Origin of the sequence: Pseudomonas sp. NPDC087626, assembly GCF_044743405.1 — a bacterium.
Classification (GTDB): domain Bacteria; phylum Pseudomonadota; class Gammaproteobacteria; order Pseudomonadales; family Pseudomonadaceae; genus Aquipseudomonas.
In genome coordinates, this window is the sequence record NZ_JBIUWJ010000056.1 from 1 (window position 1) to 15,793 (window position 15,793).

Below are 15,793 nucleotides of genomic sequence, written 5' to 3' on the forward strand. Positions count from 1 at the left end.
GTTTCCCCATGTGAGAGTAGGTCATCGTCAAGATTAAATTCCGAAACCCCTATCTGCGTATGCAGGTAGGGGTTTTGTTTTTGTCCGCGAGAAAGTGCGCACCCTACTGTGCCCGTTTCGGGCGGCACCAGGCTGCCACAAAATGCTAAGGTTCGGCCCTGGCTCAGGCACTTATCCAAGGAAGCATTCATGGCGGACGGCTCGCTACTCAGTACTGGTTTTATGGTGGTTCACGGCAACCGCCTGGATGAACTGCGTAGCCTGGTGGTCAGTTGGATGCGGCGTTATCCGCTGGCGCCCCTGGAAAACGAAATCGCCCTGGTGCAGAGCAACGGTATCGCCCAATGGCTGAAGCTGGCATTGGCCGAAGACCCGGAAGAAGACGACATGGGCGGTTGTGGCATTGCCGCAGCCATTGATGTGCAATTGCCCGGCAGCTTCATGTGGCAGTTGTACCGCCTGGTCCTGGGGCGTGCCGAGATTCCCGCCAAGTCCTTGCTGGACAAGGCCCCGCTGACCTGGCGCCTGATGCGCCTGCTGCCCGAACTGATCGATCAGCCACATTTCGAACCGCTGCAGCGCTTCCTGACCCACGATACCGACCTGCGTAAACGCTACCAACTGGCTGAGCGCCTCGCCGACCTGTTCGACCAGTACCAGGTGTACCGCGCCGACTGGCTGGAAGACTGGGCCGCCGGGCGCCATCAATTACGCAACGGCAGAGGCGAGAGCAAGCCGCTGACCCCCGCCAACTGCTGGCAGGCGGAGTTGTGGCGTGCGCTATTGCTCGACGTCGGAGCGCAAGGCATGGCGCAGAGCCGCGCCGGGGTTCACCAACGTTTCATTGAGACCATCACCCGGCTCGACACCGCGCCTGCCGGCCTGCCGTCCAGGGTGATCGTTTTTGGTATTTCCTCGCTGCCGGCCCAGGCCCTGGAAGCACTCGCCGGGCTGGCCCGTTTCAGCCAGGTGCTGCTCTGCGTACATAACCCTTGTCGACACCATTGGGCGGACATCGTCGCCGATAAAGACCTGTTAAGGCATCAATACAAGCGCCAGGCGCGCAAGGCCGGGATGCCGGTGGTGCTCGATCCGCAAACCCTGCATCAGCACGCGCACCCGCTGCTTGCGGCGTGGGGCAAGCAAGGCCGCGACTACATCAACCTGCTCGACAGCTATGACGATCCCAACAGCTATCGCTCGGCCTTTCGCGACGGGCGTATCGACCTGTTCAGCGAAAGCCAGCCACTGACCCTGCTCAACCAACTGCAGGACGACATCCTCGAATTGCGTCCGCTGAGCGAAACCCGCGAACTATGGCCAGTCGTGGATCTGGCGCAGGATGAGTCGATCCGTTTTCACATAGCCCACAGCGCGCAACGGGAAGTCGAGATCCTCCATGACCAGTTGCTCGCGCGCTTCAGTGCCGACCCCCAGTTGCGCCCGCGGGATGTGATCGTGATGGTGCCGGATGTCGACAGCTATGCGCCGCACATCAGCGCGGTATTCGGGCAGCTGGAGCGCACTGATCCGCGCTTCATTCCGTTTACCCTCACCGACCAGGGCCAGCGCGGCCGTGATCCGCTGCTGATTGCCGTGGAGCACCTGCTGAAGTTGCCCGACAGCCGTTTCCCGGTCAGCGAAATCCTCGACCTGCTGGACGTGCCCGCCTTGCGCGCGCGATTCGGGGTACAGGAGCGCGACCTGCCGACCCTGCATCGCTGGATCGAAGGCGCCGGGATCCGCTGGGGCATGAGCGCCGAGCAACGCGCCGGCCTCGGCCTGCCCGACGCACTGGAGCAGAACAGTTGGCGCTTCGGCTTGCGGCGCATGCTGCTCGGCTACGCGGTGGGCAGTGGCCAGGCCTGCGACGGCATCGAACCCTACGATGAAATCGGCGGCCTGGATGCGGCCTTGATCGGGCCCCTGGTGGCCTTGCTCGATGCCTTGCAGATCGCCCACGATGAACTCAGCCAGGCCGCTTCCCCCGAACAATGGGGCAGCCGCTTGCAAGCACTGATGCAGCTGTTTTTCCTGGCCAGCAACGAACACGATGACTACCTGCTGGCCCAGCTCCAATTGCTGCGTGAAACCTGGCTGGAGACCTGTGAGTCAGTTGGCCTGCACGATCCGCTGCCCCTGACGGTGGTGCGCGAAGCCTGGTTGGCCGGCCTCGATCAGGGCCGCCTGTCCCAACGCTTCCTCGCCGGCGCGGTGAATTTCTGCACCCTGATGCCGATGCGCGCCATCCCCTTCAAGTTGGTGTGCCTGCTGGGCATGAACGACGGCGACTACCCGCGTGCCCAACCACCGCTGGACTTCGACCTGATGGGCAGCGACTACCGCCCCGGCGATCGTTCACGGCGCGAGGATGACCGTTACCTGCTGCTCGAGGCCTTGCTCTCGGCGCGGGACCAGCTCTACATCAGTTGGGTCGGGCGCAGCATCCGCGACAACAGCGAGCGTCCGGCCTCGGTGCTGATCGGACAGTTGCGTGACCACCTGGCCAATGGCTGGAAGCTCGCCGGCGAGCCAGATGCACTGCTCGAAGCGCTGACCCAGGAACACCCGTTGCAACCCTTCAGCGCCCGTTATTTCCATGAAGGCGATGGGCTGTTCAGCTATGCCCGGGAATGGCAGCTGCTGCACGAGCAGCACGCGGCCCCACCAGCGTCGACACTGCTGGACCCCTACGTGCAAGAAGAGCCGTTGTCCCTGGGCCAGCTCCAGGATTTCCTGCGCAACCCGGTCCGGCACTTTTTCAGCCAGCGCCTGAAAGTATTTTTCGAAGCCGCCGAAGCGCCGCTGGCTGACGAAGAACCTTTCGTCCTCGATGCCTTGCAGCGCTACAGCCTGAGCGACAGTCTGCTGACCGCCGCCCTCGGCCATCTGGATCAACCCGAGCCCGCGTTGCTGGCTCAGGCCAAGCGCCTGCAGGACAGCGGCTTGCTGCCCATGGCCGGTTTTGGCGAGTGCCTGCAGCGTGAATTGATCGAGCCGCTTCCTGACCTGTTGCAGCGTTATCAACACCTGCTGCAGTTGTGGCCTACGCCACTGACCAGCGCCTTGCCCGTATCGCTCAACCTGCAGGGCGTGAGCCTGGAAGGTTGGCTGGGTGGCCTGCATCAGCGCAGCGATGGTGGGTTGCTGACAGTCACCAGCATTCCCAACAGCATCGGATCGCCCAAGACGCGTAAGTGGCATCGCCTGATCCGGCCCTGGGTCAATCACCTGGTGGCCTGTGCCAGCGGCCTGTCGATGACCACCGGGTTGGTCGCCAGTGATGACAGCCTGCTGCTGGACCCGTTGGATCAGCCCCATGCCGAGCAGCTCCTCGGTGAACTGATGCAAGCCTGGCAAGCGGGCATGCGCCAGCCCCTGCCCATCGCGGTCAAGACCGCCTTCGCCTGGCTCGGCCAGACCGACCCGCTCAAGGCGGATGCCGCTGCCCGCAAGGCCTACGAAGGCGATGGCCAGACTTCCGAGGGTGAGCGCCGCGAAAGCCCGGCCCTGGCGCGCCAGTTCCCCGACTACAACGCCCTGCTGGCCGACGAGACCTTTGACGGCTGGTGCGATGCGCTCTACCGGCCATTGCTCGTGGCACCCTGGCGCTCACTGACCGGCGAGGAGTCAAATTGATGACCGCGACATTGCCCCTGGCCCTGGCGTTTCCCCTGCGCGGCAGCCAATTGATCGAAGCCAGCGCCGGCACTGGCAAGACCTTCACCATCTCCGCGCTGTACCTGCGCTTGGTGCTTGGCCACGGTGACGCCACCAGCGGCTTTGGCCGCGAATTGTTGCCGCCGCAGATCCTCGTCGTGACCTTCACCGACGCGGCCACCAAGGAACTGCGCGAGCGAATCCGCACACGCCTGGCCGAAGCCGCACGGTTTTTCCGCGACGAGACCCCGGCTCCCGACAGCCTGATTGCCGACCTGCGCGCCGAATACCGCTCTGAGCAATGGCCCGCCTGTGCCAACCGCCTGGACATCGCCGCGCAGTGGATGGACGAGGCAGCCGTCTCGACCATCCACAGCTGGTGCCAGCGCATGCTGCGCGAACATGCTTTCGACAGCGGCAGCCTGTTTACCCAATCCCTGGAAACCGACCACAGCGATCTGCTCGGCGAAGTGGTGCGTGACTACTGGCGCCTGTATTGCTATCCCATGCAGGGCGATGCGCTGAACTGGGTCCGTGCCAACTGGGGCGGACCTGCCGCGTTGCTCGCGCGAGTGCGCGGCCTGTTCGACAGTGAGCGCGACAGCATCGAAGGCGAGTCGCCGCAGCAGTTGATCGCCGCCTGCCTTGAGCAGCGGCGCGAGGCCCTGGTGACACTCAAGGCGCCCTGGCTGGTCTGGGCGCAGGAGCTGCGGGACATCTGCCTGCAAGGCGTCGCCAGCAAGGCGGTCGACGGGCGCAAGATGCAAGCGCGCTACTTCGAGCCCTGGTTCGAGAAAATCAGCGCCTGGGCTGAAGATCCAGCCCTCGAGCAACTGGACATTGGCACCGGCTTCATCCGCCTGACACCCGAGGGCATGGCCGAAGCCTGGAAAGGCCAGGCGCCGGACCATCCCGGGCTGGACGCGATGGCCGGCCTGAAGGCCCGGCTCGATGCGCTGCCGACCCCGGACGCCGCCGTGTTGAAGCATGCGGCGCAGTGGGTGGGCGGGCGTTTTGAGGAAGAGAAACGCCGGCGTGCCGAAATGGGCTTCGACGACATGCTGCTGCGCCTGCGCGCAGCGTTGCAGGCCGATGGCGGCGAGCGCCTGGCGACCTTGATCCGTGAGCAGTTCCCGGTTGCCTTGATCGATGAATTCCAGGACACCGACCCGGTGCAGTACCGCATCTTCGAGCGCATCTACCGCATCGAAGACAACGACCCGGAGTGCGGGCTGTTTCTGATCGGTGACCCGAAGCAGGCGATCTACGCCTTCCGTGGCGCCGACATCTACACCTACCTGCGAGCGCGCCAGGCCACCACCGGCCGCCTGCACACCCTGGGTACCAACTTTCGCTCCAGCCACGGCATGGTCGCGGCGGTGAACCACGTGTTCCAGACTGCCGAACTGCGGGAGCAGGGCCGGGGCGCGTTTCTGTTCCGCGAGCCTAGCGGTGACAATCCGGTGCCCTTCGCTCCCGTCGAATCCCAGGGGCGCAAGGAGTCGTTGCAGATCGACGGCCAGGCCGTGCCGGCGCTGAACCTCTGGCATCTGCCCAGTGAACAGGCGCTTTCCGGGGTGGTCTATCGCCAGCAACTGGCCGCGGCCTGCGCCAGTCAAATCACCGCATTGCTCAATGGCGGCCAGCAGGGGCGGGCGGGTTTTGTCCGCGACAGCCAGGCCCTCAAGGGCTTGTTGCCGGCCGACATCGCGATCCTGGTGCGCGACGGCAAGGAAGCCCAAGCGGTGCGCCATGAGTTGTCGGCCCGCGGCGTGCGCAGCGTCTATCTCTCGGACAAGGACTCGGTGTTCGCCGCCCAGGAGGCCCATGACCTGCTGAGCTGGCTCAAGGCGTGCGCCGAACCGGATGTCGAGCGCCCGCTGCGGGCGGCCCTGGCCAGCACCACCTTGAACCTGTCGCTGAGCGAACTGGAGCGCCTGAACCAGGATGAGCTGGCCTGGGAAACGCGGGTCATGCAGTTCCGCCAATATCGCGAGGTCTGGCGCAAGCAGGGCGTGTTGCCGATGCTACGGCGCCTGCTCCACGACTTCCAGTTGCCGCAAGTGCTGATCGCCCGCAGTGATGGCGAGCGGGTGCTGACCAACCTGCTGCACCTTTCGGAACTGTTGCAACAGGCCGCCGCCGAACTCGACGGCGAGCAGGCACTGATCCGTCACCTGTCCGAGCACCTGGCGTTGTCCGGGCAGGCGGGTGAGGAACAGATTCTGCGCCTGGAAAGCGACGAGCAACTGGTCAAGGTGGTGACCATCCACAAATCCAAAGGCCTGGAGTACCCGCTGGTGTTCCTGCCATTTATCTGCTCGGCCAAGCCGGTGGATGGCAGTCGCTTGCCGTTGCACTACCACGATGAGCGCGGCAAACCCCAGGTCACCCTGAACCCGACGCCCGAGCTGATCGCCCTGGCCGACCATGAACGCCTGGCCGAAGACCTGCGCCTGCTCTATGTGGCCCTGACCCGCGCCCAGCATGCGTGCTGGCTGGGTGTCGCCGACCTCAAGCGTGGCAACAGCAACAGCTCGGTATTGCACCTGTCGGCCCTGGGCTATGTGCTCGGCGGCGGTGCTGCGCTGGCGCAGTCCAGTGGCCTGTCCGCCTGGCTGCATGCGCTGGAGCAAGGTTGTGCGGCGTTGCAGCATCAGCCGATGCCCGCCGCCAGCGACGAGCAGTACCAGCCGCCGCGCAACGCCGCACGGTTGCTGGCAGCGCTGAGTCCCAAGCGCAAGGCCGCGGAAAACTGGTGGGTCGCCTCCTACAGTGGGCTGCGCATTGGCGACAGCCTTGCTGCCGCCAGCGAGGAAGCCCCGGAAAGTGCCCAGGCGCAAAAACTGTTCGATGACGAACGCCTCGACCCCGATGCCCCCCGTGAAGTGCAGGCCAGTGGCGGCGATATCCATCGCTTCCCGCGTGGGCCCAACCCCGGCACCTTCCTCCACGGCCTGCTGGAGTGGGCCGGTGACGAGGGGTTCAGTGCCGACCCGCAGGCGATCGACGACGCCATTGCCCGGCGTTGCAACCGTCGCGGCTGGCAGGGCTGGATCGTCACGCTGAGCGACTGGCTGCAGCACTTGCTGCAGGTCCCGCTGCGCCTGGGCGCCGAGCAACCGCCGGTGGTCCTCGGACACCTGCGCGAATACCGGGTCGAGATGGAGTTCTGGTTCGCCAGCCATAAAGTCGATGTGCTCAAGCTCGACGAACTGGTGCGCCAATACACCCACGGCGGCGTCGCCCGGGTGGGTGCCGAGTCGATGCTGCTCAACGGCATGTTCAAGGGCTTTATCGACCTGACCTTCGAGCACGCCGGGCGCTACTACGTGGCCGACTACAAATCCAACTGGCTGGGCAGCGACGATTCGGCCTACACCGAGCAGGCAATGGAGCAGTCGATTCTCGACCATCGCTACGACCTGCAATACGTGCTGTACCTGCTGGCCCTGCATCGTCAACTCAAGGCGCGTCTTGCCGACTACGACTACGACCGGCACATGGGCGGCGCCCTGTACCTGTTTTTGCGCGGTACCCGGGCGGCGAGCCAGGGCGCCTATTTCGCCCGCCCGCCGCGCGAGCTGATCGAACGCCTGGACCGCTTGTTCCAGGGCAAACCAGAAGCCAAGCCTGAACCGGCCTGGGAGCAGGGTGTATTGCTATGAACCGTTCCTTTGCCGACCTGTTACCCACGCCGCTGACGGCCGAGAGCCTGGCGCAACTCCAGCCCCTGAGCAGCGCCGGCGATTTGTTGCTGCTGCTGGAGCGTTGGGTCGAGCGCGGCTGGCTGCGCGCGCTGGACAAAGCCTTCGTCGCCTTCCTTCACGAGCGGGCGCCGCAAGACGATCCACTGGTGCTGCTGGCGGCGACCTTGACCAGTCACCAACTGGGGCATGGTCACGTCTGCCTCGACCTGTTCGAGACCCTCAAAGCGCCGGACTTCGCCCTGTCCTTGCCACCGGAAGGCGACGTGCAGACTGGCGCCCAGTTGTTGCCCTCGCAATTGCTCGAAGGCCTGGACGGCGCGCACTGGTGCAAGGTGCTGGCCTCCAGCCCGTTGGTGGCGCTGGCCGCCGACGGACGTGAAGAAACCCTGCAGCGCCCGTTGGTGCTGTCCGGCAAACGCCTGTACTTGCGCCGCTACTGGGCCTACGAACGGCGCATCGACCAGGCGCTGCGCCAGCGCCTGGTCGCCGCCGAACCGACCCCGGTCGACCTGCCCGAGCGCCTGGGCGGGCTGTTCGGCCAGGCGCGCGCCGGTGCGCCGATCGACTGGCAGAAGCTCGCCTGCGCCCTGGCCACCCGCAGTGCCTTCAGCATCATTACCGGCGGACCGGGCACCGGCAAGACCACCACCGTGGTGCGCTTGCTGGCGTTGCTCCAGGCGCCTGCCGTGGAGGCGGGCAAGCCGCTGCGCATTCGCCTTGCGGCTCCGACGGGCAAGGCGGCCGCGCGCCTCACCGAGTCCATCAGCCAACAGGTACGCAGCCTGCAGGTCGCCGACGCGGTGCGGGACAAGATCCCCGCTGACGTAACCACGGTCCACCGCCTGCTGGGCAGCCGTCCCGGCACTCGGCACTTTCGCCATCACGCTGGCAATCGCCTGCCGCTGGACGTGCTGGTGGTGGATGAGGCGTCGATGATCGACCTGGAAATGATGGCCAATCTGCTCGACGCCTTGCCGCTCCATGCCCGCCTGGTGCTGCTGGGCGACAAGGACCAACTGGCGTCGGTGGAAGCCGGTGCCGTGCTGGGCGACCTGTGCCGGGATGCCGAAGCTGGCTGGTATAGCCCGCAGACCCGGGCCTGGCTGGAGTCGGTCAGCGCTGAGGACCTGGGCAGCAGCGGCCTGCAGGAAGACCTCGACGCCAGCCACCCGCTGGCGCAACAAGTGGTGATGTTGCGTCACTCGCGGCGCTTTGGCGAAGGCAGTGGCATCGGCCAGTTGGCGCGCTGGGTCAACCAGCAGCAGGCCGAGGAGGCGCGCAAGTTGCTGGCGGCTCGCAGTCACGCCGACCTGTTTGTCCTGGCGCTCAAGGGCGAGCAGGACCGGGCCCTGGAGCGCCTGTTGCTGGAAGGTCACGGTGACGGGCCGCAGGGTTACCGGCATTACCTGAGCCTGTTGCGCAACCAGCGCCCCAGCCCGGACGCCTTGCCTGAGGATCAGGTGTGGACGGATTGGGCGCGGCAGGTGTTGCAGGCCTTCGATGCGTTCCAGCTGCTGTGCGCGGTGCGCAAGGGCCCCTGGGGCGTCGAAGGACTCAATCAGCGCATCACTGCGGCGCTGCTCAAGGCCCGGCTGATCGACAGCGACCAGCAGTGGTACGAAGGTCGTCCGGTGCTGATGACCCGCAACGACTACGGCCTGGGCTTGATGAACGGCGACATCGGCATCGCCCTCAAATTGCCTGAGCGCGATGCCCTGCCTGGCGGCAAGCAGGTGCTGCGCGTGGCCTTTGCCCGCAACGACGGGCAGGGCGGGGTACGGTTCGTGTTGCCCAGTCGGCTCAACGATGTAGAGACCGTCTACGCCATGACCGTGCACAAATCCCAGGGCTCGGAATTCGCCCACACCGCGCTGATCCTGCCGGACGCCCTCAACCCGGTGCTGACCAAGGAACTGATCTACACCGGCATCACCCGGGCCAAGGATTGGTTCAGCCTGATCGAGTCGCGCAGCGGGGTGTTTGAAGAGGCGGTCAAGCGCAAGGTCAAGCGCTTGAGCGGGCTGATGCTGGAATTGGCGGACGCCAGCAATAGGTGACCGATCGGTCAGCTTCCTCAGCGTCACGCCAGTACTGCAACAAACGGCATAGCCCCGCGGGCTGGCAGGCGGGGCGTCCTCGCCGGGGTATCGGCGCTGTGCTATCGTTGCGGCATCATTTTGTCGCAATCAACGAGAATCCCCGCATGAAGCTGGCTGTCTGGACGACAGAATCCATGATGAGCTGCAAGCGCTTGGTGCTGGCTGGGATTCTCTGTCTGTTCAGCGTGCAACTGTTCGCCGAAAGCCGATTGCCGGCCAGCATGGCCGACCAGCGCGCCCGCTCGGTGACCCAGGTGGTGCTGGGGATTCTCAGCTACGCCCGCTGGCCGGTCGAACCCGACAAATTGCGCCTGTGCCTCCTCGGCCCTACCCAATACACCGACGACCTGGTCAAGGGCACCACCCAGGCCACCGGCCGTCCGGTGTTGGTGCGCCGACTGTTGGCGAGCTACCCGGCTATCGCCACTGAATGTGATGCGGTCTATATCGGCGAACTGAGCGCCGAGGAACGCAGTGGCTTGTTCACCTCGTTGATCGGGCACCCGGTGCTGAGCATCAGCGAGGCCGACGAGCATTGCGCGGTGGGCAGCCTGTTTTGCTTGCGAGTCAGCGACCAGCAAGTGTCGTTCGAGGTCAACCTCGACTCGGTGGCGCGCAGCGGCGTGCGCATTCACCCCAGCGTATTGCAACTCTCGCGTCGCAAGTCGGTAGCGCCATGAACCTGTTCAACCGAGACGGGCGTCCGACCCTGCGTTCAGTCATTGGCCGTGGCAACCTGATCGTGGCGCTGGTCGGGGTGGCCATGACCAGCTTGTCCCTGACGGTGCTCGGTGTGCTGGCGTTGCGGGTGTATGCCGATCACAACCTGCACCTGATCGCCCGTTCCATCAATTACACCGTGGAAGCGGCGGTGGTGTTCAACGACAAGGCCGCCGCCAACGAAGCGCTGGCCTTGATCGCCTCCACCGAAGAAGTGGCCGACGCGCAGGTGTTCGATGCCCAGGGCCAGTTGTTGGCCCGCTGGCAGCGTGGTGAACACGGGCTGGTCTCGGCATTGGAAGCACAGATCGCCCGCAGCGTACTGGAAGAACCGATCCGCATGCCCATCGTCCATCAGGACCGGGAAGTCGGCAGCATCCTGATCATCGGCCATGGCGGCAGCCTGATGCGCTTCCTGCTCAGCGGCCTGGCGGGGATTATCCTGTGCAGCGCCCTCAGCGCCTGGGTTGCGTTGTTCCTCGCGCGGCGCCAACTCAAGGGCATCACCGGGCCGTTGCGCAGCCTGGCGCGAGTGGCGCACGCGGCCCGCAGCGAGCGCGCCTTTGACCAGCGCGTGCCGCCGGCGCGCATCGCCGAGCTGGACAGCCTGGGCAACGACTTCAATGCCTTGCTCGACGAACTGGAGTCCTGGCAGACCCACCTGCAGAGCGAAAACGAAAGCCTGGCGCACCAGGCCAATCACGACAGCCTCACCGGGTTGCCCAACCGGGCCTTCTTCGAAGGGCGGCTGGCGCGGGCCGTGCGCAGTGCCAGCAAGTACAACGAACGAGTGGCCGTGCTGTTTCTCGACAGCGACCGGTTCAAGGGCATCAACGACAGCTACGGGCACGCGGCCGGCGATGCGGTGCTGGTAGCGGTGGCCACCCGGGTACGTGCGCAATTGCGCGAAGAAGACCTGGTGGCGCGGCTCGGTGGCGATGAGTTTGCTGTGCTGCTGACCCCTCTGCACAAGATCGAAGATGCCGAGCGCATTGCCGGCAAGATCATCGCCAGCATGGCACTGCCGGTGCAGTTGCCTGATGGCTCCTCGGTCCAGACCTCGCTGAGTGTCGGGATCGCGCTTTACCCGGATCATGGTGCCACCCCTGGCACCTTGTTACATGCCGCCGACGCGGCGATGTACCAGGCCAAACGCCTCTCCCGAGGCGGGCAATACACGGCACGGTCGGAGCACCTTGCCGCCAATCTTAAAACCAGGAGCTAACCTCGTGTTCTCAGTTACCCAGCGTTCCCTTCGATTCTTCACCCTGACCCTGTTCATGGCCCTGCTGGCCTTGACCGGGTGCCAGACGGCGCCGCAAAAGGGCCTGACCCCCGCGCAGATCGCCGTGCTCAAACAGCAGGGGTTCGAACTGACTGACGAAGGCTGGGCGTTTGGCCTGTCGGGCAAGGTGCTGTTCGGCAGCGACGTGGAAAGCCTCAACGCGCAGAGCACGGAAATTGTCGAGCGCATCGGCAAGGCGCTACTGGGAGTTGGCATCGACCGCGTGCGAGTCGACGGCCACACCGATGCCTCCGGCAAGGAAGCCTACAACCAGCAACTGTCCATGCGCCGCGCCAAGAGCGTGCGCAACGTACTGACCCGCGTCGGCATGCGTGAAGAAAACGTCCAACTGCGCGGCCTCGGCAGCAGCGTACCGGTAGCCTCGAACAAAACCGCCACCGGCCGCACCGAAAACCGCCGCGTGGCCATCGTGGTCAGCGCCGACTAATCGGCAAAGTGTATCTGGCGGGTCTCACCCATCAACAACCCCTGGTTCTGCTCGGTCACGTTACGGATGTAGTCCCAGAGCAGGGTAATCCGCTTGAGCTTGCGCAAATCCTCGCGGCAGTACATCCAGAACTGCCGGGTGATGTTGATTTCTGCCGGTAGCACCGGCAGCAGCCGTGCATCCTGGGCCGCCAGGAAGCACGGCAGGATGGCCAGCGAGCGGCCTTGCTGGGCGGCGACGAATTGGGCGATCACGCTGGTGCTGCGCAGGTTGGCGCTGGCGCCGGGCAGGACGTTGGCCAGGTACAGCAGCTCCGAGCTGAAGGCCAGGTCGTCGACATAACTGATGAACTGATGCTGGGCCAGGTCCGCCGGGCGGCGGATGGGCGGGTGTTGGTCGAGGTAGTCCTGGGTCGCGTACAGCTGCAGGCGGTAGTCGCAGAGTTTGCAGCAGACATACGGCCCGTGTTCCGGGCGCTCAAGAGCAATGACGATGTCCGCTTCGCGCTTGGACAGGCTGATGAAGTGCGGCAGCGGCAGGATGTCCACCGAGATCGCCGGGTAGGCATCGACGAAGTGGCTCAACTGCGGCGTGATGAAAAAGCTGCCGAAGCCTTCGGTACAGCCCATGCGCACATGCCCGGACAACGCCACCCCCGAACCTGACACCTGCTCGCACGCCATGTGCAGGGTGCTTTCTATCGACTCGGCATAGCCCAGCAGGCGCTGGCCCTCGGCGGTGAGGACAAAGCCGTTGGTCCGCGACTTCTCGAACAGCAGGGTGCCCAGGGCGCCTTCCAGCGAACTGATGCGCCGCGACACCGTGGTGTAATCCACGGCCAGGCGTTTGGCGGCCGTGCTGGCCTTGCGGGTACGGGCCACCTCGAGGAAAAACTTCAAGTCATCCCAGTTCAGGGAGCCCAGCGATGTGATGTTTTTTTGCATGTTGGACCGGCTTTTATGTGCGTTCTTATTAGAAGTTTGCACATCTATACTCCAAAAACAGTCCGCCCACCACGTCGCGGTCCACGCCTCATCTCAAGGCGGCTTGTTCGCCTTGGCTCCCAGCATAACTATAAGTCCCGGAGACCAGCATGAACGCATCCCTCACGCCCAACGAAACCACCGTGCAAACGGCCAAGCTGTTGATCGACGGTCAATGGGTCGAGTCCAAGACCACCGAATGGCACGACATCGTCAATCCGGCGACCCAGCAAGTGCTGGCCAAGGTGCCGTTTGCCACCGCTGAAGAAGTCAACGCTGCCATCGACGCCGCCCATCGTGCGTTCCAGACCTGGAAGCTGACCCCGATCGGCGCGCGGATGCGCATCATGCTCAAGCTCCAGGCCTTGATTCGCGAGCACTCCAAGCGCATCGCCGTGGTCCTCAGTGCCGAGCAGGGCAAAACCATCGCCGACGCTGAAGGCGACATTTTCCGTGGCCTGGAAGTGGTCGAGCACGCCTGTTCCATCGGCACCCTGCAAATGGGCGAGTTTGCCGAGAACGTCGCCGGCGGCGTTGACACCTATACCCTGCGCCAGCCTATCGGTGTGTGCGCTGGCATCACCCCATTCAACTTCCCGGCGATGATCCCACTGTGGATGTTCCCGATGGCCATCGCCTGCGGCAACACCTTCGTGCTCAAGCCGTCCGAACAGGACCCGCTGTCGACCTTGCTGCTGGTGGAACTGGCGATCGAAGCCGGCGTACCGGCCGGTGTGCTCAACGTGGTGCACGGCGGTAAGGACGTGGTGGATGCGCTGTGCACCCACAAGGACATCAAGGCGGTGTCCTTCGTCGGTTCGACCGCGGTTGGCACCCACGTCTACGACCTGGCCGGCAAGCACGGCAAACGCGTGCAATCGATGATGGGCGCCAAGAACCACGCCGTGGTACTGCCGGATGCCAACCGCGAGCAAACCCTCAACGCCCTGGTCGGTGCCGGTTTCGGTGCGGCCGGGCAACGCTGCATGGCCACCTCGGTAGTGGTCCTGGTAGGTGCGGCCAAGCAATGGCTGCCGGACCTTAAGGCGCTGGCGCAAAAACTCAAGGTCAATGCCGGCAGTGAGCCAGGCACCGATGTCGGCCCGGTGATCTCCAAGCGCGCCAAGGCACGGATCCTCGACCTGATCGAAAGCGGTATCAAGGAAGGCGCCAAGCTGGAACTCGATGGTCGCGAGATTAGCGTCCCGGGCTTCGAGCAAGGCAACTTCGTCGGCCCGACCCTGTTCTCCGGGGTGACCACCGACATGCAGATCTACACCCAGGAAATCTTCGGCCCGGTGCTGGTGGTGCTCGAAGTCGACACCCTTGACCAGGCGATCGCCATGGTCAACGCCAACCCGTTCGGCAACGGTACCGGCCTGTTCACCCAGAGCGGGGCGGCGGCGCGCAAGTTCCAGAGCGAAATCGACGTCGGCCAGGTGGGTATCAACATCCCGATCCCGGTGCCAGTGCCGTTTTTCAGCTTCACCGGTTCCCGTGGCTCCAAGCTCGGCGACCTGGGCCCGTATGGCAAGCAAGTGGTGCAGTTCTACACTCAGACCAAGACCGTCACCAGCCGCTGGTTTGATGACAACAGCGTCAACGACGGTGTGAACACCACGATCAACCTGCGCTAAGGAGCCCGACATCATGAAGATTGCGTTTATTGGTCTGGGCAACATGGGCGCGCCGATGGCGCGCAACCTGATCAAGGCCGGCCATTCGTTGAACCTGGTCGACCTGAACAAGGCGGTGCTGGCCGAGCTGGAGCAACTGGGCGGGCACATCAGCGCCACGGCCCGTGAAGCCGCGCAGGGTGCCGAACTGGTAATCACCATGCTGCCGGCCGCGGTGCATGTGCGCAGCGTCTGGCTGGGTGAAGACGGCGTACTGGCGGGGATCGGCAAAGGGGTCCCGGCGGTGGACTGCAGCACCATCGACCCGCAGACCGCCCGCGATGTCGCCGCAGCGGCAGCCAAGCAGGGCGTAACCATGGCTGACGCACCGGTGTCCGGTGGCACCGGTGGTGCGGCGGCCGGCACCCTGACCTTCATGGTCGGCGCTACGGTGGAGCTGTTCGCCACCCTGCAACCGGTGCTGGCGCAGATGGGCCGCAACATCGTGCACTGCGGTGAAGTCGGCACCGGGCAGATCGCCAAGATCTGCAACAACCTGCTGCTGGGCATTTCCATGGTTGGTGTCAGTGAAGCCATGGCCCTGGGCGACGCGCTGGGGATCGACACCGGCGTGCTGGCGGGGATCATCAACAGCTCGACCGGCCGTTGCTGGAGTTCGGAGATGTACAACCCTTGGCCTGGGGTGGTGGAAACCGCGCCAGCTTCGCGCGGCTACACCGGTGGTTTTGGTGCCGAACTGATGCTCAAGGACCTCGGCCTGGCCACCGAGGCAGCACGCCAGGCGCATCAGCCTGTGGTAATGGGCGCGGTGGCCCAGCAGCTGTACCAGGCCATGAGCCTGCGCGGTGAAGGTGGCCAGGATTTCTCGGCCATCATCAACAGCTACCGCAAGCCGCAGTAAAACAGGCACTGCCACACACAACAGCCTGTGGGTCCGGGCTTGCCAGGGATGGTGGTGTGTCAGTGGCCGTAAATGCTGGCTGTGCCGGTCCCATCGCGGCATAGCGGTCTGTGGCGAGGGAGCTTGCTATCGTGGCGGCCTCTGGGGTGTTGGATTAGGCGGGGTACATATCCATTCTTGCGGTAACGGCCTCCTATGGTTCCGCCTGACGGCGGCTCACTTTTGAACAGCGCAAAAGTAAGCAAAACGCTCTTGCCCCACCACTCGGTGCCTCGCTTAGGCTCGGCATGCCCGTACTCCGACATTGATTTGGGGGGCCGCCGCAATGGGCCCTCCCTGGCCCAGTGCGG

10 protein-coding genes are annotated in these 15,793 nt (G+C 64.6%); 8 read left to right on the forward strand and 2 right to left on the reverse strand.

The genetic code is table 11. The features are described from left to right. Positions 1 to 191: hypothetical protein (locus ACIOVD_RS27365; protein ID WP_401131279.1), on the reverse strand; the 191-nt coding region annotated here is incomplete at its 3' end. On the opposite strand from ACIOVD_RS27365, the gene recC reads away from it, so the two are divergent. The 6 genes from recC (at position 190) to ACIOVD_RS27395 (ending at position 11,922) form a co-directional block, all read left to right on the forward strand. After that, positions 190 to 3,639, forward strand: a complete 3,450-nt coding sequence (recC, locus tag ACIOVD_RS27370) for an exodeoxyribonuclease V subunit gamma (protein WP_401131281.1) — start codon at positions 190 to 192, stop codon at positions 3,637 to 3,639. The genes ACIOVD_RS27365 and recC overlap by 2 nt on opposite strands. Then, on the forward strand, positions 3,639 to 7,328 hold the full coding sequence (gene recB / locus ACIOVD_RS27375; RefSeq protein ID WP_401131283.1) for an exodeoxyribonuclease V subunit beta: 3,690 nt from the start codon (positions 3,639 to 3,641) through the stop codon (positions 7,326 to 7,328). Before recC ends, recB begins: the two co-directional genes overlap by 1 nt. Next, complete coding sequence (recD, locus tag ACIOVD_RS27380) at positions 7,325 to 9,427, forward strand: exodeoxyribonuclease V subunit alpha (protein WP_401131285.1); 2,103 nt, start codon at positions 7,325 to 7,327, stop codon at positions 9,425 to 9,427. Before recB ends, recD begins: the two co-directional genes overlap by 4 nt. Positions 9,428 to 9,573: 146 nt before the next feature. Next, positions 9,574 to 10,149, forward strand: a complete 576-nt coding sequence (locus ACIOVD_RS27385) for a YfiR family protein (protein WP_401131287.1) — start codon at positions 9,574 to 9,576, stop codon at positions 10,147 to 10,149. Then, positions 10,146 to 11,414: a diguanylate cyclase domain-containing protein gene (locus ACIOVD_RS27390; protein WP_401131289.1), complete on the forward strand. Its 1,269-nt coding sequence runs from the start codon at positions 10,146 to 10,148 to the stop codon at positions 11,412 to 11,414. Before ACIOVD_RS27385 ends, ACIOVD_RS27390 begins: the two co-directional genes overlap by 4 nt. A 4-nt stretch (positions 11,415 to 11,418) precedes the next feature. After that, positions 11,419 to 11,922 (forward strand): OmpA family protein, encoded by a 504-nt coding sequence (locus ACIOVD_RS27395; protein ID WP_401131291.1) that lies wholly within the window; start codon positions 11,419 to 11,421, stop codon positions 11,920 to 11,922. On the opposite strand, the gene ACIOVD_RS27400 is transcribed toward ACIOVD_RS27395, so the two are convergent. Then, entirely contained in the window at positions 11,919 to 12,866 is a 948-nt protein-coding gene (locus ACIOVD_RS27400; RefSeq protein ID WP_095171298.1) for a LysR family transcriptional regulator, read from the reverse strand. The genes ACIOVD_RS27395 and ACIOVD_RS27400 overlap by 4 nt on opposite strands. A gap of 149 nt (positions 12,867 to 13,015) precedes the next feature. Between ACIOVD_RS27400 and ACIOVD_RS27405 the strand changes: the two genes are divergently transcribed. Together ACIOVD_RS27405 and mmsB are read left to right on the forward strand one after the other, a co-directional pair. Then, a complete protein-coding gene (locus tag ACIOVD_RS27405) occupies positions 13,016 to 14,542 on the forward strand; it encodes a CoA-acylating methylmalonate-semialdehyde dehydrogenase (RefSeq protein WP_095171296.1) in 1,527 nt (508 codons plus the stop codon). Between the two features lie 13 nt (positions 14,543 to 14,555). Further along, a complete protein-coding gene (gene mmsB / locus ACIOVD_RS27410) occupies positions 14,556 to 15,443 on the forward strand; it encodes a 3-hydroxyisobutyrate dehydrogenase (protein WP_095171294.1) in 888 nt (295 codons plus the stop codon). Positions 15,444 to 15,793 lie beyond the last annotated feature (350 nt).

Bases quoted from the DNA above. Each gene is read 5' to 3' on its own strand.
- recD (WP_401131285.1), top strand. From the start codon at position 7,325: ATGAACCGTTCCTTTGCCGACCTGTTACCCACGCCGCTGACGGCCGAG.
- recB (WP_401131283.1), top strand. From the start codon at position 3,639: ATGACCGCGACATTGCCCCTGGCCCTGGCGTTTCCCCTGCGCGGCAGC.
- recC (WP_401131281.1), top strand. From the start codon at position 190: ATGGCGGACGGCTCGCTACTCAGTACTGGTTTTATGGTGGTTCACGGC.
- ACIOVD_RS27400 (WP_095171298.1), bottom strand. From the start codon at position 12,866: ATGCAAAAAAACATCACATCGCTGGGCTCCCTGAACTGGGATGACTTG.
- ACIOVD_RS27385 (WP_401131287.1), top strand. From the start codon at position 9,574: ATGAAGCTGGCTGTCTGGACGACAGAATCCATGATGAGCTGCAAGCGC.
- ACIOVD_RS27390 (WP_401131289.1), top strand. From the start codon at position 10,146: ATGAACCTGTTCAACCGAGACGGGCGTCCGACCCTGCGTTCAGTCATT.
- mmsB (WP_095171294.1), top strand. From the start codon at position 14,556: ATGAAGATTGCGTTTATTGGTCTGGGCAACATGGGCGCGCCGATGGCG.
- ACIOVD_RS27405 (WP_095171296.1), top strand. From the start codon at position 13,016: ATGAACGCATCCCTCACGCCCAACGAAACCACCGTGCAAACGGCCAAG.